Consider the following 21,284-nt stretch of genomic DNA (forward strand, 5'->3'; position numbering starts at 1 on the left):
TACCTTTCATAAAAGAATATTTTATCCGGACACAAGAAATTGCAATAATACACGTTTCTTGAAACACAAATTACATCTTAATACAATTTGCGATAAAATAAAAGAGCGAAATGATATTTTCGTTGTTTTTTATTATTTGCGAAATTATCTAAATAATCAATCTTATATCTTATAATTAACTTAAACATTTTTAGTACTTTTATTGTAAGCGCATAACAAGTATGAAATGTGATTATATTTTTCACTTATTACTCTTTTGATATAAAAACACCATTTATTATTATATCTTAAATTTAACTTTTTGGCATACCATTTGCCTTAAATAATCGAAATTAATCATTTGTTTACATTTTTCAGAATTTTCATTATAATCAGGGTTACTTTGATAATTGAGGTGTAAAAAAATGACAGAGAAATATATATTACTTGCAACTTGTACAGATAAAGTCGGTATTACTTCACTAATTACTAATAAAATTGCTCAATATGATTCTAATATTCTACATTTAGATCATTTTACAGAATATGACCATTCACCAAATGCTACAGGTCAATTATATTTGAGATTGGAATTTGAAAATGTACCATCATTGAAAGAAGATTTAGAAACAACGTTGCAAACACATCAAATAGATTTTAAACTCTTTGACAATCAACAACATACAAAAATAGCACTTTTTGTTTCTAAGGAAGATCATGCTTTCAACGAAATTTTATTACGTGTTAACAGAAATGAATTGCCTGCCGAAATTGTGTGTATCGTTAGTAATCATGAAAACAATAGGCAATTCGCAGAAACGCTTCATATCCCTTTTTATTACATACCTAGCAACGAAGATAAAGCGATTGTGGAAAGAAAAATACTAGATGTTTGTTCTGAACATCAAGTTGAACTCATCGTGTTAGCAAAATACATGCAAATACTATCCGACCATTTTGTCAGTCACTATCCAAACCAAATCATCAATATTCATCACTCATTCCTACCATCATTTATAGGTGCTAACCCTTATAAACAAGCATGGGAACGCGGTGTCAAATTGGTCGGAGCAACAAGTCATTATGTTACTTCTGACTTGGATGAGGGCCCTATTATAGATCAAGACGTTATACGAATTAATCATCGGTATAATGTACAAGATTTACGTAAAATTGGTCGGCATGTTGAATCAAGTGTGTTAGCTCAAGCTGTCGAATATCATGTGCTGCATAAGATAATTGTGACTGCAAATAGTAAGACAATTGTTTTTAATTAAAAACTTTAAAAGACCTGAGACCGATATCTGCCTCAGGTCTTTTTATTCGAAGCGCAACGCAATCTCAACAACTTTAAAAAGAAACTTTGACATTTTTAAGCATCTTACTTACTTTCTTTAATTTTAACTTTTACAATATCCCTTCTTAAAAAATTAATAGTATATCAACGCGTCTTCGTTAAGCTGTGCAATTAAATAATTATAATTCCTCAACCAATCAACACTACTTAACTTTAATTTATGGTTGTTTTCACTTTTTACTAAACACCTTTGCCAATCTACTTTATATATTGTTTTGTGTATGACATATCATTATATACACATTAAAAACTGTTCTATAACAGAACTACAATTGATATTAAGTGTATTACTTTTTAATACAGATTCCAAAAGCTTTCACATTTTAGATTAAAATTATTCAAAAACTTTGTGATTTTTTTAACAAAACAAATGATATAATTATTGTGAAAAAAATAACATACTTTTGGAGGTAATGATATGTTAAAAGAAAATAATATGCAATCCACAGCATGGAATGATTTTAAAAAAGGTCGCTGGCAACATCATGTAGATGTAAGAGAATTTATTCAACTCAATTACACATTGTACGAAGGTGATGATCAATTTTTAGCAAGTCCTACAGAGGCAACAACTCAGCTTTGGGATCAAGTCATGCAATTGTCTAAAGAAGAGCGTGATCGCGGTGGAATGTGGGACATGGACACAAAAGTTCCTTCTACCATCACTTCTCACGAGGCAGGTTATCTAAATAAAGAATTAGAAAGCATTGTTGGGGTCCAAACCGATAAACCATTCAAACGTTCGATGCAACCTTTTGGTGGCATTCGTATGGCAAAAGCAGCTTGCGAAGCGTATGGTTATGACCTAGATAGTGAAACTGAAAAAATATTTACTGATTATCGTAAAACACATAATCAAGGTGTATTCGATGCATACTCAAAAGAAATGCTAAATTGTAGAAAAGCTGGAATTATTACAGGACTTCCAGATGCCTACGGTCGTGGCCGTATTATTGGCGACTACCGTAGAGTGGCTTTATATGGTGTGGACTTCTTATTGCAGAAAAAAATGGAAGATTTCAATAATATGTCTAAAGAAATGTCAGAAGATGTTATTCGATTACGCGAAGAGTTATCTGAACAATACCGTGCATTAAATGAATTAAAAACATTAGGCAATATTTATGGATTTGATTTAAGTCGCCCAGCCTATAACTTTAAAGAAGCAGTACAATGGTTATACTTAGCATATTTAGCTGCCATTAAAGAACAAAACGGTGCAGCTATGAGCTTAGGCCGTACTTCAACATTTTTAGATATCTATGCTGAAAGAGATTTAAACAATGGATTGATTACAGAACGTGAAGTACAAGAAATCATTGACCATTTTATTATGAAATTACGTATCGTTAAATTTGCTCGAACACCTGATTATAACGAATTATTTTCTGGTGACCCTACTTGGGTAACAGAATCAATTGGAGGTGTAGGTATTGATGGACGTGCATTGGTAACTAAAAACTCTTTCCGTTTCTTACATTCACTAGATAATTTAGGTCCAGCACCTGAACCAAACCTCACAGTATTATGGTCAGTTCGCCTACCTGACAATTTTAAAACATATTGTGCAAAAATGAGTATAAAAACAAGCGCAATTCAATATGAAAATGATGACTTAATGAGAGAATCTTATGGTGATGATTATGGTATTGCATGCTGTGTATCTGCTATGACGATTGGAAAACAAATGCAATTTTTTGGTGCTCGTGCTAATTTAGCAAAAACTTTATTATATGCGATTAATGGTGGCATAGATGAAAAATCAGGTCAACAAGTCGGACCATCATATGAAAGTATAAAATCAGAAGTACTCAACTTCGATGAGGTATTTGAAAAATTTGATAAAATGATGGATTGGTTAGCTGGAGTATATATTAATTCACTTAATGTCATCCATTATATGCATGATAAATATAGTTATGAACGTATTGAGATGGCACTGCATGATACAAATATCATTAGAACAATGGCTACAGGTATAGCTGGTCTTTCTGTTGCTGCAGATTCATTATCTGCAATCAAATATGCAAAAGTAAAACCTATTCGAAATGAAAATGGCGTTGTAACAGATTTTGAAATCGAAGGTGATTTCCCAAAATATGGTAATAATGACGCACGTGTTGATGATTTAGCAATCGACCTTGTAGAACGCTTTATGACAAAATTACGTAGTCATAAAACTTATCGTAATTCAGAACATACGATGAGTGTGTTAACGATAACATCAAATGTAGTATATGGTAAAAAGACAGGAAATACACCAGATGGACGTAAAGCCGGAGAACCCTTTGCACCAGGTGCAAACCCGATGCATGGACGCGACCAAAAAGGTGCACTTTCATCATTAAGTACAGTTGCAAAAATACCTTATGATTGTTGTAAAGACGGCATATCCAATACATTTAGTATCGTTCCAAAATCACTAGGTAAGGAAAGTAATGATCAATGTAAAAATCTCACAAGTATGTTGGATGGCTATGCTATGCAACACGGACACCACTTAAACATTAATGTGTTTAATAGGGAAACACTATTAGATGCAATGGAACATCCTGAAGCATATCCACAATTAACGATTCGCGTATCTGGTTATGCGGTTAACTTTATTAAATTAACACGCGAACAACAATTAGATGTTATTTCACGTACTTTCCATGAAAAAATGTAATTTGAATTTAAGGTGGCCGCTATATGCTAAAAGGACATTTGCATTCTGTTGAAAGTTTGGGTACCGTTGATGGTCCAGGACTACGATATATATTATTTACTCAAGGGTGTTTATTAAGATGTTTATACTGTCATAATCCCGATACTTGGAAAATAAATGATTATACACGCGCAGTCACAGTTGAGGAAATGGTAAATGAAATAACTCCTTTCAAACCATATTTCGATGCATCAGGTGGGGGCGTGACAGTCAGTGGCGGTGAACCATTATTACAAATCAAATTTTTAACCGCCTTATTTCAATCATTAAAAGCACATGATATTCACACCTGCATTGACACTTCAGCTGGTACAGCGAAAAATACACATACTTTTGAAAAACAATTAGATGCTTTGCTAAAATTTACAGACTTAATATTATTAGACATTAAACATATTGATAATATGAAACATAACAAATTAACTGGCCAACCTAATACACATATATTAAACTTTGCTAAAACACTTTCTCTTAAAAATCAACCCGTTTGGATAAGACATGTACTAGTGCCAGGTCTCACAGATGATAAAAAAGATTTGATACGGTTAGGCGAATTTATAAATTCACTCGACAACGTTGAGCGCTTTGAAATACTGCCATATCACCAATTAGGTGTGCATAAATGGCAATCACTAGGTTTAACTTATGCTTTAGATCAAATAACAGCACCTACCGAGGCTGAAGTAAAACAGGCCTATCAATATGTAAATTTTAAAGGTTACACCCCTATTTAACTTTATTACGACACGTTAAAATAATCGCGCTTATTAAAATGTAGTTCATCAAATAAGTAGTGAATTGATATCAGTTGAAATATAGATATCATTCACTACTTTTCTTTTTTGTTAATGAACACGAATTTGAATAACACTATGCAAAATGATATATTAACTAAAACAAATTTTAAGGGGATGTTTCTTTGAATAATCATTCTTCAACAAAACTAATTTCTATCAGTGCTTCTATGAAATTTATTAATGCGCAAATGATTCCAGGCATATTGACGTTATATAATGATAAAATTACGTTTAAAGCAAAAGGAATAATTGAAAATCATGAAATCAAAAGTTTATTCCCTTTTAATGAACTTCAAAGTGTTAAATTTGGTCTATCTTTAACTCCTTTTAGAATAACGATTATGGAGTCTGATGGAGAGCCTTGGCTATTTGATCAGGTTCCTAGAAAAGATGGTAAAAAATTTGTAGAATTGTACAATGTACTTCATTCTTAATAAGTCATCTATCAGGTTAATCTAATACTAAACTATCATAGTGATGGTTTATTTTTTAAGAAAAAAATTTTATAAATCAACAACTCATTTGCAACACTTCTCACGTATCACAAAAAAGAGTGGCCAGCATATTTCAATGTTAGGGCCACTCTCAAATTTTAAATATCTTTAATTTATATCTCTTATTTAATTAACTTTCATTTTTAGCAGCTAATTTTTTATCTTCAGCTTTTGAAATGATTAGTGCACATGCAGCATCACCTGTAATATTGACAGATGTTCTCGTCATATCCAACAATCTATCAATACCTAAGATAATACCAATTGCTGCTGGATTCAATCCAACGGCATTTAAAACCATCGCTAACATTATCAGTCCAACCCCAGGGACACCTGCAGTACCAATGGATGCTATTACAGCGATGACTACAACAGTTATAATTTGCATAAATGAAAGCTCTACCCCAGATATTTGTGCAATAAATATCGTTGCAACACCTTGCATGATTGCCGTACCATCCATGTTGATTGTAGCGCCAAGAGGTTGTACAAAAGATGCTACTTCTGGTCTAACACCCATATTCTTAGTACATTTAAGCGACACTGGTAAAGTGGCAGTAGAACTCGAAGCACTGAAACCAAGTGTAATTGCCGGAAGAAAATCTTTAAAGAATTTCAGTGGACTTGATTTAGCTATAAATTTCACTGCTGAACCATATATAACAAAGAAATGGATAAATAGCGCAAGCAACACTATAAAGAAATACATACCAAGTTGTTGGATAGCTCCAAACCCTGCTCCTGTAAACGCATGTGCAACAAGACCAAAAGTACCAATAGGTGCAAACACGCTCATGATCATCGTTACAATATACATTAAAACTTCATTGGTTTGCTCAAATAGCCGGTAAACCCCTTCAGCTTTCGAACCAACCATAATCAAACCTATTCCAATGAAAATAGCAAATGTAATAATTTGCAACATATTTTCTTCACTCATAGCTTGTAACGGATTTTTAGGAAATAGATTAATCAATGTTTGATCAAATGATTGATTGGCTGCAGAACTTTGTGAATTATCCTCTTTATCTAATGTTTTTTGATAACTTGATACATCCTCACTTTTTAATAAATCTGATTTCCCCTCACCCGGCTGTAAAACTAAAGCTAAAGTAATCCCAATTATAATTGCTATTGCAGTAGTAGTTAAAAAGAAAGTAATCGTTTTTAACCCAATACCGCCTAATAATTTAGGATCACCCACCCCTACTACACCTAATACAATTGAAACAAACACAACAGGCACTACTAACATGAAAATTAAATTCAGAAAAATTTGCCCAATCACGTTAAAGACATATTTATCAACGTTGACCACAAAACTTGATTGAGCAAACATGTTAAATATAGACCCTATTGCTATACCGAGTATTAACGCTATAACAATTTTCAATGAAAGATTTTTAGTCTTCATAACAACATCCCCCTTTATGTTTATTAGCTACATTATATAGTAATATTATACATTTTGAAACAAAAGTATATACACGACAAAAAAATGCTATGTAAAATAATATTTACATAACATCTAATAATTTATATAAGATTATTCTGCATAGCATAAATCGCCGCTTGTGTGCGATCAGATACTTGCAATTTAGCGAATATGTGACTGACATGGGTTTTAACAGTTTTTTCTGAGACAAATAAAGTTTCCGCAATTTCTTTATTTGTTTTACCTTTTGCCATTTCTGTCAAGACTTCAGATTCACGTTTAGATAGTTTATTTGTATAGTGCGGTTTACTACTTACTGACTCCATAACGCTTTGAGCTTGTGGATGGATAACTTTTTCACCTGACAACACGTTTTTAATTGTTTTAATCAACTTCTCAGGTTCAACATCTTTCATTTCATAACCATCGGCGCCTTTATCAATTGCCGAAATCACATGTTCATCGTCTACATAACTGGTTAGCACTAATATTTTAACTTCTGGATATTTTTGCTTCATAATTTCAGTGATTTCTATTCCATTAATATTGGGCATCACTAAATCTAATAATACGATATCAGGTAATTCATGCGCTTCTAAATATTTTAAAAATGATTTGCCATCTGAAAAACCTTTAACAACCTCTATATCATCAACTGTTGATAATAGAAATTCTAAACCTTGCCTAACGATATGGTGATCATCTACCAAAATGATTTGATTCATCTTGACCTTCCTTTCGACACTTTATAACGGTATTGAGATATGAATTTTTGTACCTTTGTTTGGTTCACCTTCAATTGTCAAATTACCACTTATCTGTTTAGTCCGTTGTTTCATATTATTTAAACCATGTGAGTGATAAAGGTTTGATTTATGTTTATCAAAACCTTTTCCAAAATCAGCAATCGTAACCAATAAATAATTATCATCTTGAACTAAATCTAACCGAACTTGAGTGGTTTCACTATGTTTTTTTGTGTTATTCATTGCTTCTTGAACAATTCTATAAACATTTTCTTCGATTTGACTTGGCAGCTTAATCAAACCATCTACTTTAACGACTAACTCTAACTGTAGTAACTTACTATACTGTTTTAACGCATTAACTAATCCTTGCTCTAATCCAACGGGTTTTAATTGCCATATCAAAGCTCTCATTTCATTAACTGCTTGTTGACTCGTATCTTCAATCACTTGAAATGCTTTACGAGAAACATTTTCTTGTGTCATTCCTAATGCTGCATGTGCTGTCAACTTAACAGAAAAAAGCATTTGGTTTACAGAATCATGTAAATCTCTTGCTAATCTATTACGTTCACTTATACGCGCAGCTTCTTTTTCTTGATCTGTTAACAAAATTCTTTTTATCGCTGATCCAATTTGTAATGCAACAGATTCTAACAACTCTAAATTTTCTGCGCTATATCTCCTCGTATAAGGCGTTGCAACATTAAGTAACCCAAATTGCTCTTCACCAGATCTTAATGGAACTGTAGCATGGTGTGTAATACCATCAGTTTCTTCATGATAAGCTCGATTCGCTAAATTAATTCTCGAACAATTTATAATATTTGAAGCCTTCGTTAATTTCTTATTTTGATATGCTTGAACACACCAACACGTTCCTTTTCGCATATACTGACAATGGTTATTTTCCAATGCGCCTGGCAAACCATTATATGATACGAGTTCATGCTGCCCCACATCATCAATGAAAAAAATCCATCCCGTTGTAAATTCACTTCCATCAATTAATGATTTCAATGCGCCTTGTAGCATACTATATGTTTCTGTTTCTTCATTTAAAAATTCAGCAATTTCTTTTAATAATGCTAATCTAGTCGGTTTTTCCATTTAACCAGTCCATTCTTTAACAACACTATTTACATACATTATACAAGTTTGTTAAGCATTTAAAAATAGATAAATAATTCCTTTTTAAATGGACTTAAATAATATGAAAAATTATTAAATCAATCGCAAGGTCTAATATTTTTAACAGCGTGTTTATGGTATGATAATAATTGGTCAAAGAGGAGGATATTATGAAATTTCAAATCCCAGAAAATTATAATGCGTTAACACTAAGAGAAATTTTCCAGCAATTACAATTGCCAAAAAAAGATTTACACAATTTAAATATGTCAAAAGAGATTAAAGTCAATGATAAAAATGCAAAACTTACGTCACAAGTACGTGCCGGCGACCATGTTTATATTCCAACACCAGAAGAAAAAAGTAATTATTTACCAAGCTATCGATTTGCACAAATTTATTATGAAGACAATGATCTAGCCATCGTTATGAAGCCTAAAGGGGTTAAAACGCATCCCAATGATTTAAAAGAAAGTAATACATTAATGAATCATGTGATATATACCATTAAAAGTGATTATGTAGAACCAATACATCGCTTAGATCAAGAGACAGTTGGTCTTTTAATAGTTGCCAAAAATCCTTTAATGAAAAAAATCCTCGACCGTATGTTAGAGGAAAATAAAATTGATCGTATCTATAAGGCAAACGTACATAGTTTATTACCAATAAAACCACAAACCATCGATGCACCTATAGGTAAAGATAAATTTCACTCGAATAAGCGCCGAGTGTCTACTACAGGTCAATCTGCCATTACACATATTTTAACTTCTCGCATGGTTAAAGAAAATGTATGTGAAGTCGATTTGAAATTAGATACGGGTAGAACACACCAAATACGTGTACATTTAGCAGAAATTGGACATCCAGTTATCGGTGACCCATTATATGGTGATTCGACGTTAAGACAACTACAATTAAATAGTTACAAAATAGAATTTATTCATCCTTTAACACAAGAAAAAATTTCAGTTAGTTTAGATGATGAAATCTAAAAATGTAACGTTACATTTTTAATTCTTTTTATAGATTTTATCGTACACACAACATTGTTGTTAATAGGAGTCACAATAAATGTAGACACTTACGCATTCATTCAACAAGAAGACCGATATCATATTAGCTGAAGACTTAAACAGAATTGGTAAACTTTAGACTATTAATCAGTTTTTGATTATATTAAGGAAATGATAACTTAAATCCTAATATTATTAACTCTAACCTAGAAGTAAACAAAAAATGTAATTCTATAATAGTGCTAATAAATATAAAAAATAGTTTAGCGTAATTGAAAACTTTTATAAATGAAGAAACGTCAATTTCAATAGAAATTGACGTTTCTTCGCTAATCAAAGATATTGATATTCCTTTATTTTTTAAAATTACTTAGGTTCAACCATATCTTCAGGTTTAATCCACTCATTAAACTGTTCCTCAGTTAAATATCCAGATTGAACAGCCGACTCTTTTAATGTTAAACCTTCACGGTGGGCTTTTTTAGCTATGCTAGCAGCTTTTTCATAACCAATATGAGGATTTAAAGCTGTTACTAACATTAGTGATTGATTTAAATAATTATCAATGTTTTCTTCAATTGGTTCTATGCCTACTGCACAATTATCATTAAATGTTTGCATGCCATCTGCTAATAAGTATATAGACTGCAATGTATTATGCAAAATAACAGGTTTATAGACATTTAATTCAAAATTCCCTTGTGAACTACCTATGCCAACCACTGTGTCATTTCCCATAACTTGAACTGCAACCATCGTCAACATTTCACATTGTGTTGGGTTGACTTTACCAGGCATGATAGATGAACCAGGTTCATTTTCTGGTATAGAAATTTCAGCAAGCCCAGCACGTGGTCCAGACGCTAACCATCTCACATCATTTGCAATTTTCATTAAGTCAGTAGCTAATGCTTTGAGTGAACCATGTAATTGAACGACTTCATCATGTGCAGTTAATGCATGAAATTTATTTTCAGATGATACAAATGGATACCCTGTATTTTTTGAAATAAATTTAGCAACTTTATCACCAAATTCTGGGTGCGCATTGATACCGGTACCTACTGCAGTACCACCGATTGCTAAATTTAAAATATGGGCTTTTGATTCACTAAGTAATGTTTCACATTTATCTAACATATAACGCCATCCACTTATTTCTTGGCCTAAACGAATAGGTGTAGCATCCTGTAAATGAGTACGCCCTATTTTAATAATTTCATTAAACTTTTCTTCTTTTTCTTTAAAAGTATCACGTAATGATTTTAATGCCGGTTCAAGTTTTACCTCAATTTCATTATATAGTGCAACATGCATCGCAGTTGGGAAAGTATCATTTGAACTTTGAGATTTATTCACATCATCATTTGGATGTATTGATTCATCGCTACCCTGCTCTTTGAGATACATGTTCGCAACATAACTCACTACTTCGTTGACGTTCATATTACTTTGTGTACCGCTTCCAGTTTGCCAAACGACTAATGGGAAGTGTTCATCTAATTCTTTGTTTAAGATACGATCACATGCATGCACAATAGCATCTTTTTTTGCGTCACTTAGTTTTCCTAATTCATGATTGGCTAATGCTGCCCCTCTTTTTAATTGAGCAAATCCATAAACAACTTCAATTGGCATTTGTTCTTTGCCAACTGGAAAGTTTCGTTTACTTCTTTCTGTTTGTGCACCCCAGTATTTATCTGCAGGTACTTCAATTTCACCAAATGTATCATGTTCAATTCTAACTGACATTTAAAAATCTCCCCTTCAATATGTATTTAACTTTAGTATAGCATTAATTAATTTAACTGGGCAATCTCTTTAATATAGCGTTTTCATTCCATTGAAAAATGTCTGATTATTAACTTTGATTTGTACATTCAAACAATTAATTACTAACTATTAATAAAACCAGAAACTAATTTTAGTCTCTGGTTTTTAAACATCATTCATTATTATTTTGTAATTGTTACATCATTAAATTTCATCTTTGCTGCTTGTATTATACCTATTGCAGTTAAAATTAAAAGTATTGCACCAATAATCATTGTTACAGGACTAACTGTGATAAGAAGTCCTAAAAACCCAGTTAAACTATTATAAAAATCACCAAGCGGTTTAAATAATAATACTGTTATAACAATACAACACAATACACTAATAATGATTCCAGTTTGATTACTTTTTACAAATGTAGAAGCATTGACTTTATCTACGAGACCATGTGACAAGTTGATTTGTAATTGAATAATTTTAAATAAGATTGGTAAATATATTGCACCAATGGCCATAGGAAATCCTTTTATAGAAATTAAATTTACAATTACCGCACATATCATGAGATATTTCCAATAGTTACTTAACATATTAATGATAACTCCTTAAATTCAAATAATGACTTAATAATAACATAATCAAATTTATGTTGGCATTGTTTTTTTAATATTCATATAACCACATACTAATAACGTGGCAAATTGATTACATTTATAAAAAAAATAGAAGCGAGTAAGACATCAAATATTAATATTTGATCATCACTTACACGCTTCCATGTATTTATAAACGAATTAATAATTTTTAATGTAAATCACACGTATTGACTAACAATTTAAACTTTATTTCAATTTTTTCACTTACAAAAAACTCACTATTTTAATTATCTAAATCTGAACGTACTTTAGAATCATGTGATTTATCTAATTTATCTTCATCATTTTTTTCTGAAATTTGTTCCATTTCTTTGCCCAATTCTACAATATCTTCAAAATCATCAACCATTTCATTTTGTGGTTCTGCATCATGGTTGGTAGACTTTTTATTTATATTATCATTAGTCATTGGTTACACCTCACATTTTGAATTTTATGCGAAACGTGCAGTGAAATAGTGACGAACATCTTCAGGAAGACCCTCAGCAGCAGCCTCATCTAAAATAACATTCACCATGCGATGTGCTTTTAAATCAGATGGTTCAAAAGAAGTTTTACCATTTTCTTCATATAATTTATGCACAACATCTTTTTTCTCACTACCAGTAATCACTAAAATTACTTCTCTTGCAGAAAATAGACCATGATTAATACTTACATTAAGTCTACCATTTGTATCAATTGAAAGTATTTGTGTAATCAATTTACCTTTATTTTCTTTAGTTTTGATTTTATCACTTATAAATGACTCCGTATCTTGACCATATGAAACACCATATATTTGGCCTTCTGGTACGCCTAACGCTTCATAATATGATTTATTGCTATCATAATCTAATATATTAATTTGACTGAAATCTACTGCATGATCATCTACATTTTTCTTTAATTCATCTAATACTGGTGCATTATCATTAGATAAATGGATACCTGCTATCGTAGTTGGATTATTGTTAAACTGTTTTCTTAAAATATCTGCAGCATATTCTGCTACACTTTTTTCGTTTTCTAAAACTTTAAAGTTCATTGCCATAGTTATTACACTCCTCTTAATCTTTTAAGACGCGTTCTAGCATTATTTATAATAATACCCTTGAAGCTATCTTCATAAACTACTTAATTTTAATAATCAACTAAATTTTCAAATACTCACTTTTAGCTTTAACTATATTATACAAATGTCAAAGTCGTTTTTCATTGATTAATATAGATTTTAATGTAAATTTGGGAAATTTTGTTGTCTCAATGCTTCATAAATAAGTAAAGAAGCAGTATTGGATAAATTTAATGATCTTATATTATCATTCATGGGAATTCTTAAAGCTGTATCTTTATATTTGTCCTTTACCCAATCAGGTAAGCCCGTCGTTTCTCTACCAAAAATAAAATAATGATTTTCATCTTCATTAGTAAAATCAAAATCAGAATAAGTTTTTTCTCCAAACTTAGTTAATAAATAATATTTACCTTCCGTAGTTTCAAAAAACGATTCTATATTTTCATAATAATTGATATTTACTGCATCCCAATAATCTAATCCTGCTCTTTTCAGCATTTTGTCATCTGTACTAAATCCTAATGGTTTTATAAGATGTAAATGTGTGTAAGTGCCAGCACAAGTTCTAGCGATACTGCCAGTATTTCCAGGTATCTGTGGTTGAAATAATACAATGTGGTTGGTCATGCTTTTTATTCTCTCCTCATATTTAGTCCTTTTATCATCTCATGTTGGACTTCCTCTAATTCACTCTCGTAGTGTGATTCAATAAATGATCTTGCTTGCTCTCCTTGAATTTGTCCAATTGCCCAAAAAGCAGTAGCTCTAATCATCGGTCTTGGATCATTCAATGCGACTTCTTGTAATTCAGGTATCGCAGTTTCTTCTTTAAAATGTGCTAATGCTAGAATTGCGTTTCTTTGAATTGGTTTTTTACCTCTCCATGCGCCCGCTAAATGACCATAAGTATTTTTAAATTCCTTATTGCTCATTTGTAATAGTGGTACTAACCTTGGTTTTAATATTTCAGGCTCTAATACAATATCATCATGCTGTGTATTGATACCACGATTTCTTGGGCAGACTTGTTGACATGTATCACAGCCATAGAGACGATTACCTATTTTATATCGATATTCATCTTGTAGATAACCTTTTGTTTGTGTTAAAAAGCTAATACATTTTTGACTATTTAGTTGGCCATCTCCTACTAGGGCCCCTGTTGGACATCGATCAACACATATTGTACAATCTCCGCAACTATCAATGATTGGATCATCAGGAGGAAAAGGAACACTTACTAACATTTCACCTAGATAAGTCCATGTTCCGAGATCTGGATTTATAACAAATCCATTTCTACCTACATAACCTAATCCTGCACGTTCTGCTACAGCTCGGTCTGACAACACACCTGTATCAACCATTGATTTAATTTCTACATCTGGTACTCTAGTCTCTAAATACTCAGCTAATTTATCTAAACGTTTTCTCATGATTGAATGATAATCTTGACCCCAAGATGCCCTAGCAAACATACCTCTTCTGTCTCCACGCACACTTCTAGGTGCACCCTTCAATTTATTAGGATAACCAACAGCAATGGCAATGATAGATCTTGCAGTAGGTAATGTTAATTTGGGTTCAGTACGTAATCCAATGTCTGGTTCTTCAAATCCTGAAGCATAGCCCTTTTCATGATAATCAACTAATTTTTGTTTTAATTCATCAAATGGGTCAGCAGTAGTAAAACCAATACTATCAATACCAATTGAATGTGCATAGTCTATAACATCTTGTTTCAATTGATTTATATTCATTTTTTACACCCCACCTTAAAAACATACATTCTTTAGTTTAACACATTCATTATTAATAAGAGAATTCGAGAATTCAAATTTTTATATAAAAAAACCAAGATGCTATGAATGAATAACTATAATCCATTTTCATAACATCTTGGTCCATTTTGTAACTATAAAACACGTGCTAAAAAGTTTTTAGTTCTATCATGTTGCGGCTGTTCAAAAATATTTTGTGGTGTCCCTGATTCTACAATGACACCATCTGCCATAAACACAACCTTATCACTCACATCTTTAGCGAAATTCATTTCGTGTGTTACAACTACCATAGTCATACCCTCTTTAGCTAAAGCTTTCATTACTTCTAAAACATCTCCAACCACTTCAGGATCTAATGCTGAAGTAGGTTCATCAAATAGAAGTACTTCTGGATTCATTGCTAAAGCCCTAGCAATCGCAACTCTTTGTTTTTGTCCACCGGATAATTGAGATGGATATGCATTAGCTTTATCTTCCAATCCAACCTTTTTCAACAAATCCATTGCTTCTTTTTTCAATTCATTTTGACTTCCCTTTTTTAATAAACTCGGCGCCAATATAATATTATCTATAACTTTTTTATGTGGAAACAAATTAAAATTTTGGAAAACCATACCCATCTGTTGTCTTAATGCTTCTAATTTAGTTTTTTCATTTGTTAAACTTTGCTCTTTAAATACTACTTCCCCACTTGTAGGTGTTTCGAGCAGGTTCATACAGCGTAAAAGCGTACTTTTACCACTACCTGAAGGACCTATTATAGCAACAACATCACCTTTATCCACAGTTAGATTAATTCCCTTTAAAACTTCATTTTTTCCAAACGATTTATATAAATTTTTAATATTAATCACTAACTTTCAATCTCCCTTCGAAGAAATACATCACTCTCGATAAAGTAAATGTAAGTATAAAGTATAAAATTGCTGCTACAATAAGCGGTGTGAATGGATCAAATGATGCTCCCTGTACAACTTGTGCGTTAAACATTATTTCACTAACGCCTATGACAGATACAATTGACGATTCTTTTATCACAGTGACAAATTCATTACCTAAAGCCGGTAATATGTTTTTTACTGCTTGTGGCAAAATAACCGATTTCATTGTCTGACCATAAGTAAGACCTAAACTTCTTGCGGCTTCAGTTTGCCCTTTATCAACTGCATTTATACCAGCTCTTATTATTTCAGCAATATATGCTGAACAATTTATAACAAGTGCTATCATACCACATATTAAAGCTGAGATATCTAGACCTAATACTGCTGTAGTACCAAAATAAACTAAGAAAACCTGTACTAATAAAGGAGTGCCTCTTAAAAATTCGATATAAGCTGAAGAAATCCATCTCAATATTTTAATTTGACTTAGTTTTAATAATGCAATCAATGCACCAAATACAGCTCCTAAAACAACACCAACTATAGAAATTAAGATTGTGTTTTTAATTCCTTTTAGGAAAAAATTACCATATTTTGTAAAGAAATTACCGTCATCTTTTTGCATTGCATCAGCAGCTGACGCTTTATAATCTTCTAGCAAATTTTTATTTTTAACATCTTTTATTGAAGTATTTAATTTCTCCATGAGTATTGGAGAATTTTTAGGTAAGGCAATTGCCGTTTCCTTTCTACCTTCATTAAATTTAACATCATTAGCAAAAGTTAAATCTTTATTTTGTTTTAAATATGCTTCTGCAACAGGACCTTCAATCACCATTCCATTAACTTTTCCGCTTTTTAACGACATTATAACTTCAGGTACACGCGTTAAAGATTGAATTTGTGCATTATCTATTTCAGTTTGTGCTATTTTTTCTTGCTGTGTTTGTTTTTGTACACCGATTTTTTTATTCGCAAAATCTTCTATTGTTTTAAAACGATCAGTTTCTGACTTTTTAATAATCATTTTTTGGTCGACTGTCATATAAGGTTTTGAAAAATCTACTTCTTTTAAACGTTCAGGTGTCGGTGTCATTCCTGAGATAATGATATCAATCTTACCAGTTTGAATCGCTCCTAATAAGCTATCAAATTGCATATTTACAATTTTCAGTTTTAAATGATTATCTTTCGCAATCTTTTTTGCGATATCAATATCAATACCTGCATACTTTGATTTACCATTAACATTATGTTCAAACTCATAAGGTGCATAATCTGCTGATAAACCAACACGCAATTCACCACGTTCTTTAATTTTTTGCCATTGGTCTTTTTCATTAGCATTTACTTCTGGATTTATGTAAATAATTAAAGTACTTATAAGGAATGAAAAAACGGTAATTATTTTCAATATTTGTTTCATCTATTTATCCCCTTTCCATAATATTCATTATTATACATAATAACGCAAAAATATTCAATATGAGATATGTGTCATTTTTCTTAATTTTAAAAATTCTAGTTAATGTGATTACATAAAATGGTATTTGGGATATGGTGCGATGACAGTAATATTCACTGCATATTAAAAAAACACCTCCATTTAAAATGAAGGTGCTTGAGTATTGTCTTGATTTCAACTATTTATATCAGTTTAAAGTTAAATATCTGTTGTAATCATACATAATGATACTAAAAAACAAATAAATCCAAAAACTTATGATCTATTAAATTTTGTTATTTCATTATTGTTTAGGAATCTCAAACTTATAAATATCATCTGTATATTTACGCATCATTTTTTTACAAATTTCATGCACAAAGAATGCAGAAACAAATGGTATTATAAAATATCCAAATACTAATAAAATAATATTCATGTTAGGATCTCCATCCATTCGATTAAATGCATTAATCGGCCCAACTAATCCTGTATAACCAAAACCAGCAGACATTGGTGTACCTTTAATGCCAATAAAGTAAGCGATTAAACCGCCAATCACTCCATTAATTATTAACGGTATTGCAATAATTAAATGCTTAAAATAAACAGGTATCATCATCTTAGCAGCACCAATTATCAATACTAAATTGACTCCGGCCCCGTTAACTCTAATTGAACCAAATAAAAATGTCACACAAGCTGCAACAATACCCATATTAGCTGCACCGCTACCTAAACCTGATAAACTGATTGCCGTTGCTATAGCAACTACAGATATTGGTGTAACCATTAACAACGCATATGTAACACAAATCAATATTGACATCATTAATGGATTTAATTCTGTAAAGGCATTTACTATATGACCGATTCCTTTAGTGACATTTGTCACATAACCTAATGTAAACAAGCCTATAACACCAGTTAAAACTGGAATAATAACAGGTAATAGAATCATTTCCAGTGATCCTAATTTATTTTGTAATAACAAATACAAAGTACAAGCTATCACTACAACTAAAATAGTATTTATGATATCACCAGTACCATTAAGCAAAAATCCACCTTCAGTCATTTTAACAGCACCACTACCTATCATAGCGGAAACACCTATCATAGTGGCACCAGCCCCATTAAATTTAAACTGATGTGCTGCTAAAACACCAATAATAAATGCCATAAATGATTGGATTAAAACTACTAACTGATAAACAGTCTCTAATAATTGGTTACCTTCTTTAAAAAATTTTAATAATTCACCTAATAATGCATTAGGTATTAATGCAATGACTACACCTGCTCCAACAGCTTGTAAAATATTACCAAAAAATGATTTCCCTGTAATTTTAGCTGTGCCTGATTTTACCATTCTTGTATCCTCCAAATATAACATTAGACTAATAATATTATATTTTCGACTAAAGTACAATATTAAGTTTAAAGTTATAAACTAAGATATAATCATTAAATTTCTGCATATACACCTAGCTACCAGTATTCAAAATAAATCATATACATTTTAAATCATAAAAAAAAGAAACCCCATAAATATGGGATTTCTAAGATATTTTCTCTCTAATTAAACAGTAATTATACCAGCGGTCGGGATCGAACCGACACTCCAAAAAGGAACGGGATTTTGAGTCCCGCGCGTCTGCCAATTCCGCCACGCTGGCTCAATATTATAAACAAAAAACTTCCAACCAGGAAGTGATAATGGAGCGGAAGATAGGACTTACACCTATATCTCATTCCGGGAAGGAATGTGTTCTAAGAGTTAAACTACTCCCGCATAATATAAATTAAATGGAGCGGAAGATAGGACTTACACCTATATCTCATTCCGGGAAGGAATGTGTTCTAAGAGTTAAACTACTCCCGCATAATATTAAATTAAATGGAGCGGAAGATAGGACTTGCACCTATATCTCATTCCGGGAAGGAATGTGTTCTAGAAATTGAACTACTCCCGCATAATTCATGGAGGCGGCAACCGGATTTGAACCGGTGATAAAGGTTTTGCAGACCTCTGCCTTACCACTTGGCTATGCCGCCAATAAAACTGGGCTAGCTGGATTCGAACCAGCGCGTGACGGAGTCAAAGTCCGTTGCCTTACCGCTTGGCTATAGCCCATTAATCAATAAGGGCGGTTGATGGGAATCGAACCCACGCGTGTCGGAACCACAATCCGATGCGTTAACCACTTCGCCACAACCGCCATGGCAGGGGCAGTAGGAATCGAACCCACATCGAAGGTTTTGGAGACCTTTATTCTACCGTTGAACTATGCCCCTATTAAATTGAATGGTGGAGGGGGGCAGATTCGAACTGCCGAACCCGAAGGAGCGGATTTACAGTCCGCCGCGTTTAGCCACTTCGCTACCCCTCCATGAAAATGGTGCCGGCCAGAGGACTTGAACCCCCAACCTACTGATTACAAGTCAGTTGCTCTACCAGTTGAGCTAGGCCGGCTTGTATAAAATGGTTCAAGACAGAGTCGAACTGCCGACACATGGAGCTTCAATCCATTGCTCTACCAACTGAGCTATTGAACCATAATGTTAAAAATAATGGCGGTCTCGACGGGAATCGAACCCGCGATCTCCTGCGTGACAGGCAGGCGTGTTAACCGCTACACTACGAGACCAAACTATGTAATTGCGGGAGGCGGATTCGAACCACCGACCTTCGGGTTATGAGCCCGACGAGCTACCGAACTGCTCCATCCCGCGATAATGATATTAATGGCGGAGGAAGAGGGATTCGAACCCCCGCGAGCCGTTAAGCTCCTGTCGGTTTTCAAGACCGATCCCTTCAGCCAGACTTGGGTATTCCTCCAAAAATATACAATAATTATACTATTAAATTGTTTTAAAATGGCGGAGGAAGAGGGATTCGAACCCCCGCGGGCCGTTAAGCCCCTGTCGGTTTTCAAGACCGATCCCTTCAGCCGGACTTGGGTATTCCTCCAAAATTATATGGACCTTGCAGGATTCGAACCTGCGACCGAACGGTTATGAGCCGTTAGCTCTGACCAACTGAGCTAAAGGTCCAGAGTATAATTTACAACTAACAATAGTGGCGGTGGAGGGAATCGAACCCACGACCTCACGGGTATGAACCGTACGCTCTAGCCAGCTGAGCTACACCGCCGTTGTAATTTAGTTTGTATCAATAAATATGGTGGAGACTAGCGGGATCGAACCGCTGACCTCCTGCGTGCAAAGCAGGCGCTCTCCCAGCTGAGCTAAGCCCCCATTTAGTAAAATGAATTTTAGTAGATATCGGGAAGACAGGATTCGAACCTACGACCCCTTGGTCCCAAACCAAGTGCTCTACCAAGCTGAGCTACTTCCCGTTTTTCATAGGATGAAGCAATCTAAATTACGCGCCCGATAGGAGTCGAACCCATAACCTCTTGATCCGTAGTCAAGCACTCTATCCAGTTGAGCTACGGGCGCTTAATTCAAAGATGGTGCCGAGGACCGGAATCGAACCGGTACGATGATCTCTCATCGCAGGATTTTAAGTCCTGTGCGTCTGCCAGTTCCGCCACCCCGGCAAAATAATGGAGCAGAAGACGGGATTCGAACCCGCGACCCCGACCTTGGCAAGGTCGTATTCTACCGCTGAACTACTTCTGCAAATGCGGGTGAAGGGAGTCGAACCCCCACGCCGTAAGGCGCTAGATCCTAAGTCTAGTGCGTCTGCCAATTCCGCCACACCCGCGTTATTTGATTAATGGTGAGCCATAGAGGATTCGAACCTCTGACCCTCTGATTAAAAGTCAGATGCTCTACCAACTGAGCTAATGGCTCTAAAGATGGTGCCGGCCAGAGGACTTGAACCCCCAACCTACTGATTACAAGTCAGTTGCTCTACCAGTTGAGCTAGGCCGGCAAATTAAAATGGTGGAGGATGACGGGTTCGAACCGCCGACCCTCTGCTTGTAAGGCAGATGCTCTCCCAGCTGAGCTAATCCTCCGTTTATATTTGCCTGGCAACGTCCTACTC

At 33.5% G+C, this 21,284-nt stretch carries 17 protein-coding genes and 26 tRNA genes; 5 read left to right on the forward strand and 38 right to left on the reverse strand.

Annotated features, from left to right (window positions below; genetic code table 11):
- The first annotated feature begins 404 nt into the window (after positions 1 to 404).
- The 4 genes from purU (at position 405) to KA830_RS11740 (ending at position 5,274) form a co-directional block, all read left to right on the forward strand.
- Positions 405 to 1,256 (forward strand): formyltetrahydrofolate deformylase, encoded by an 852-nt coding sequence (gene purU / locus KA830_RS11725; protein WP_204180394.1) that lies wholly within the window; start codon positions 405 to 407, stop codon positions 1,254 to 1,256.
- A gap of 498 nt (positions 1,257 to 1,754) precedes the next feature.
- Positions 1,755 to 4,004 (forward strand): formate C-acetyltransferase, encoded by a 2,250-nt coding sequence (gene pflB / locus KA830_RS11730; RefSeq protein ID WP_204180395.1) that lies wholly within the window; start codon positions 1,755 to 1,757, stop codon positions 4,002 to 4,004.
- A 23-nt stretch (positions 4,005 to 4,027) separates the two neighbouring features.
- Complete coding sequence (gene pflA, locus KA830_RS11735) at positions 4,028 to 4,777, forward strand: pyruvate formate-lyase-activating protein (RefSeq protein WP_046207629.1); 750 nt, start codon at positions 4,028 to 4,030, stop codon at positions 4,775 to 4,777.
- A 185-nt stretch (positions 4,778 to 4,962) separates the two neighbouring features.
- Positions 4,963 to 5,274 (forward strand): hypothetical protein, encoded by a 312-nt coding sequence (locus tag KA830_RS11740; RefSeq protein WP_225309945.1) that lies wholly within the window; start codon positions 4,963 to 4,965, stop codon positions 5,272 to 5,274.
- 190 nt (positions 5,275 to 5,464) lie between these two features.
- Here KA830_RS11740 and KA830_RS11745 read toward each other — a convergent pair whose 3' ends face one another.
- From KA830_RS11745 to KA830_RS11755, 3 genes are all read right to left on the reverse strand, one after another.
- A complete protein-coding gene (locus KA830_RS11745; protein ID WP_204180396.1) occupies positions 5,465 to 6,748 on the reverse strand; it encodes a dicarboxylate/amino acid:cation symporter in 1,284 nt (427 codons plus the stop codon).
- A gap of 122 nt (positions 6,749 to 6,870) precedes the next feature.
- A complete protein-coding gene (locus KA830_RS11750; RefSeq protein WP_204180397.1) occupies positions 6,871 to 7,494 on the reverse strand; it encodes a response regulator in 624 nt (207 codons plus the stop codon).
- Positions 7,495 to 7,515: 21 nt separating this feature from the next.
- Complete coding sequence (locus KA830_RS11755) at positions 7,516 to 8,625, reverse strand: GAF domain-containing sensor histidine kinase (protein WP_046207632.1); 1,110 nt, start codon at positions 8,623 to 8,625, stop codon at positions 7,516 to 7,518.
- A gap of 191 nt (positions 8,626 to 8,816) precedes the next feature.
- On the opposite strand from KA830_RS11755, the gene KA830_RS11760 reads away from it, so the two are divergent.
- Complete coding sequence (locus tag KA830_RS11760) at positions 8,817 to 9,644, forward strand: RluA family pseudouridine synthase (RefSeq protein WP_204180398.1); 828 nt, start codon at positions 8,817 to 8,819, stop codon at positions 9,642 to 9,644.
- Positions 9,645 to 10,031: 387 nt separating this feature from the next.
- Here KA830_RS11760 and fumC read toward each other — a convergent pair whose 3' ends face one another.
- The 35 genes from fumC to KA830_RS11935 all read right to left on the reverse strand — a co-directional run bounded on the left by fumC (position 10,032) and on the right by KA830_RS11935 (position 21,255).
- On the reverse strand, positions 10,032 to 11,417 hold the full coding sequence (fumC, locus tag KA830_RS11765) for a class II fumarate hydratase (RefSeq protein WP_070658779.1): 1,386 nt from the start codon (positions 11,415 to 11,417) through the stop codon (positions 10,032 to 10,034).
- A 203-nt stretch (positions 11,418 to 11,620) separates the two neighbouring features.
- Complete coding sequence (locus KA830_RS11770) at positions 11,621 to 12,031, reverse strand: hypothetical protein (protein ID WP_046207635.1); 411 nt, start codon at positions 12,029 to 12,031, stop codon at positions 11,621 to 11,623.
- Between the two features lie 289 nt (positions 12,032 to 12,320).
- Positions 12,321 to 12,506 carry an SAS053 family DNA gyrase inhibitor gene (locus KA830_RS11775; RefSeq protein ID WP_204180399.1) on the reverse strand — a complete coding sequence of 62 codons (186 nt, stop codon included), beginning with the start codon at positions 12,504 to 12,506 and terminating at the stop codon, positions 12,321 to 12,323.
- A gap of 24 nt (positions 12,507 to 12,530) precedes the next feature.
- Entirely contained in the window at positions 12,531 to 13,130 is a 600-nt protein-coding gene (locus KA830_RS11780; protein ID WP_046207637.1) for a sugar phosphate isomerase family, read from the reverse strand.
- A 180-nt stretch (positions 13,131 to 13,310) separates the two neighbouring features.
- Positions 13,311 to 13,781 carry a tRNA (uridine(34)/cytosine(34)/5-carboxymethylaminomethyluridine(34)-2'-O)-methyltransferase TrmL gene (gene trmL / locus KA830_RS11785; protein WP_046207638.1) on the reverse strand — a complete coding sequence of 157 codons (471 nt, stop codon included), beginning with the start codon at positions 13,779 to 13,781 and terminating at the stop codon, positions 13,311 to 13,313.
- A gap of 5 nt (positions 13,782 to 13,786) precedes the next feature.
- Positions 13,787 to 14,914, reverse strand: coding sequence for a tRNA epoxyqueuosine(34) reductase QueG (gene queG, locus KA830_RS11790; RefSeq protein ID WP_046207639.1), 1,128 nt, complete (start codon positions 14,912 to 14,914; stop codon positions 13,787 to 13,789).
- A 155-nt stretch (positions 14,915 to 15,069) separates the two neighbouring features.
- Positions 15,070 to 15,792: an amino acid ABC transporter ATP-binding protein gene (locus KA830_RS11795; RefSeq protein WP_046207640.1), complete on the reverse strand. Its 723-nt coding sequence runs from the start codon at positions 15,790 to 15,792 to the stop codon at positions 15,070 to 15,072.
- Positions 15,785 to 17,248: an ABC transporter substrate-binding protein/permease gene (locus KA830_RS11800; protein WP_210122901.1), complete on the reverse strand. Its 1,464-nt coding sequence runs from the start codon at positions 17,246 to 17,248 to the stop codon at positions 15,785 to 15,787. The genes KA830_RS11795 and KA830_RS11800 overlap by 8 nt, the downstream gene beginning before the upstream one ends.
- A gap of 322 nt (positions 17,249 to 17,570) precedes the next feature.
- The gene (locus KA830_RS11805) at positions 17,571 to 18,638 is read right to left on the reverse strand and encodes a PTS sugar transporter subunit IIC (RefSeq protein ID WP_210134260.1); all 1,068 of its coding nucleotides are present in this window, start codon (positions 18,636 to 18,638) and stop codon (positions 17,571 to 17,573) included.
- 224 nt (positions 18,639 to 18,862) lie between these two features.
- Positions 18,863 to 18,945: transfer RNA gene (locus tag KA830_RS11810), tRNA-Leu, on the reverse strand.
- Positions 18,946 to 18,986: 41 nt separating this feature from the next.
- Positions 18,987 to 19,061, reverse strand: a tRNA-Gly gene (locus KA830_RS11815).
- A gap of 15 nt (positions 19,062 to 19,076) precedes the next feature.
- Positions 19,077 to 19,151, reverse strand: a tRNA-Gly gene (locus tag KA830_RS11820).
- Between the two features lie 16 nt (positions 19,152 to 19,167).
- Positions 19,168 to 19,242: transfer RNA gene (locus tag KA830_RS11825), tRNA-Gly, on the reverse strand.
- A gap of 8 nt (positions 19,243 to 19,250) precedes the next feature.
- A tRNA-Cys gene (locus tag KA830_RS11830) sits at positions 19,251 to 19,324 on the reverse strand.
- Positions 19,325 to 19,331: 7 nt separating this feature from the next.
- Positions 19,332 to 19,403: transfer RNA gene (locus tag KA830_RS11835), tRNA-Gln, on the reverse strand.
- Between the two features lie 12 nt (positions 19,404 to 19,415).
- Positions 19,416 to 19,488: transfer RNA gene (locus tag KA830_RS11840), tRNA-His, on the reverse strand.
- Between the two features lie 2 nt (positions 19,489 to 19,490).
- Positions 19,491 to 19,564, reverse strand: a tRNA-Trp gene (locus tag KA830_RS11845).
- Positions 19,565 to 19,575: 11 nt separating this feature from the next.
- Positions 19,576 to 19,659: transfer RNA gene (locus KA830_RS11850), tRNA-Tyr, on the reverse strand.
- Positions 19,660 to 19,666: 7 nt separating this feature from the next.
- Positions 19,667 to 19,742: transfer RNA gene (locus KA830_RS11855), tRNA-Thr, on the reverse strand.
- Positions 19,743 to 19,752: 10 nt separating this feature from the next.
- Positions 19,753 to 19,825, reverse strand: a tRNA-Phe gene (locus KA830_RS11860).
- 16 nt (positions 19,826 to 19,841) lie between these two features.
- Positions 19,842 to 19,917 (reverse strand) — tRNA-Asp (locus KA830_RS11865).
- An 11-nt stretch (positions 19,918 to 19,928) separates the two neighbouring features.
- Positions 19,929 to 20,002, reverse strand: a tRNA-Met gene (locus KA830_RS11870).
- 13 nt (positions 20,003 to 20,015) lie between these two features.
- Positions 20,016 to 20,108 (reverse strand) — tRNA-Ser (locus tag KA830_RS11875).
- 39 nt (positions 20,109 to 20,147) lie between these two features.
- A tRNA-Ser gene (locus KA830_RS11880) sits at positions 20,148 to 20,240 on the reverse strand.
- A gap of 9 nt (positions 20,241 to 20,249) precedes the next feature.
- Positions 20,250 to 20,323 (reverse strand) — tRNA-Ile (locus tag KA830_RS11885).
- A 26-nt stretch (positions 20,324 to 20,349) separates the two neighbouring features.
- A tRNA-Met gene (locus KA830_RS11890) sits at positions 20,350 to 20,423 on the reverse strand.
- A 28-nt stretch (positions 20,424 to 20,451) separates the two neighbouring features.
- Positions 20,452 to 20,527, reverse strand: a tRNA-Ala gene (locus KA830_RS11895).
- Between the two features lie 27 nt (positions 20,528 to 20,554).
- A tRNA-Pro gene (locus KA830_RS11900) sits at positions 20,555 to 20,628 on the reverse strand.
- Positions 20,629 to 20,657: 29 nt separating this feature from the next.
- Positions 20,658 to 20,731: transfer RNA gene (locus tag KA830_RS11905), tRNA-Arg, on the reverse strand.
- Positions 20,732 to 20,743: 12 nt separating this feature from the next.
- Positions 20,744 to 20,832, reverse strand: a tRNA-Leu gene (locus KA830_RS11910).
- Positions 20,833 to 20,839: 7 nt separating this feature from the next.
- Positions 20,840 to 20,914 (reverse strand) — tRNA-Gly (locus KA830_RS11915).
- Positions 20,915 to 20,917: 3 nt separating this feature from the next.
- Positions 20,918 to 20,999 (reverse strand) — tRNA-Leu (locus KA830_RS11920).
- A 13-nt stretch (positions 21,000 to 21,012) separates the two neighbouring features.
- Positions 21,013 to 21,088 (reverse strand) — tRNA-Lys (locus tag KA830_RS11925).
- 6 nt (positions 21,089 to 21,094) lie between these two features.
- Positions 21,095 to 21,170, reverse strand: a tRNA-Thr gene (locus tag KA830_RS11930).
- Between the two features lie 9 nt (positions 21,171 to 21,179).
- Positions 21,180 to 21,255 (reverse strand) — tRNA-Val (locus tag KA830_RS11935).
- Positions 21,256 to 21,284: the final 29 nt, after the last annotated feature.

It is taken from the genome of Staphylococcus sp. GDY8P119P (assembly GCF_017892075.1).
Lineage (GTDB): Bacteria > Bacillota > Bacilli > Staphylococcales > Staphylococcaceae > Staphylococcus > Staphylococcus ureilyticus.

What these genes read in the sequence shown, in the direction of transcription:
- pflA (WP_046207629.1), top strand. Translation starts at nt 4,028, where the DNA reads ATGCTAAAAGGACATTTGCATTCTGTTGAAAGTTTGGGTACCGTTGAT.
- pflB (WP_204180395.1), top strand. Translation starts at nt 1,755, where the DNA reads ATGTTAAAAGAAAATAATATGCAATCCACAGCATGGAATGATTTTAAA.
- KA830_RS11800 (WP_210122901.1), bottom strand. Translation starts at nt 17,248, where the DNA reads ATGAAACAAATATTGAAAATAATTACCGTTTTTTCATTCCTTATAAGT.
- queG (WP_046207639.1), bottom strand. Translation starts at nt 14,914, where the DNA reads ATGAATATAAATCAATTGAAACAAGATGTTATAGACTATGCACATTCA.
- KA830_RS11760 (WP_204180398.1), top strand. Translation starts at nt 8,817, where the DNA reads ATGAAATTTCAAATCCCAGAAAATTATAATGCGTTAACACTAAGAGAA.
- KA830_RS11805 (WP_210134260.1), bottom strand. Translation starts at nt 18,638, where the DNA reads ATGGTAAAATCAGGCACAGCTAAAATTACAGGGAAATCATTTTTTGGT.
- purU (WP_204180394.1), top strand. Translation starts at nt 405, where the DNA reads ATGACAGAGAAATATATATTACTTGCAACTTGTACAGATAAAGTCGGT.
- fumC (WP_070658779.1), bottom strand. Translation starts at nt 11,417, where the DNA reads ATGTCAGTTAGAATTGAACATGATACATTTGGTGAAATTGAAGTACCT.
- KA830_RS11745 (WP_204180396.1), bottom strand. Translation starts at nt 6,748, where the DNA reads ATGAAGACTAAAAATCTTTCATTGAAAATTGTTATAGCGTTAATACTC.
- KA830_RS11755 (WP_046207632.1), bottom strand. Translation starts at nt 8,625, where the DNA reads ATGGAAAAACCGACTAGATTAGCATTATTAAAAGAAATTGCTGAATTT.
- KA830_RS11780 (WP_046207637.1), bottom strand. Translation starts at nt 13,130, where the DNA reads ATGGCAATGAACTTTAAAGTTTTAGAAAACGAAAAAAGTGTAGCAGAA.
- KA830_RS11750 (WP_204180397.1), bottom strand. Translation starts at nt 7,494, where the DNA reads ATGAATCAAATCATTTTGGTAGATGATCACCATATCGTTAGGCAAGGT.
- KA830_RS11770 (WP_046207635.1), bottom strand. Translation starts at nt 12,031, where the DNA reads ATGTTAAGTAACTATTGGAAATATCTCATGATATGTGCGGTAATTGTA.
- KA830_RS11775 (WP_204180399.1), bottom strand. Translation starts at nt 12,506, where the DNA reads ATGACTAATGATAATATAAATAAAAAGTCTACCAACCATGATGCAGAA.
- trmL (WP_046207638.1), bottom strand. Translation starts at nt 13,781, where the DNA reads ATGACCAACCACATTGTATTATTTCAACCACAGATACCTGGAAATACT.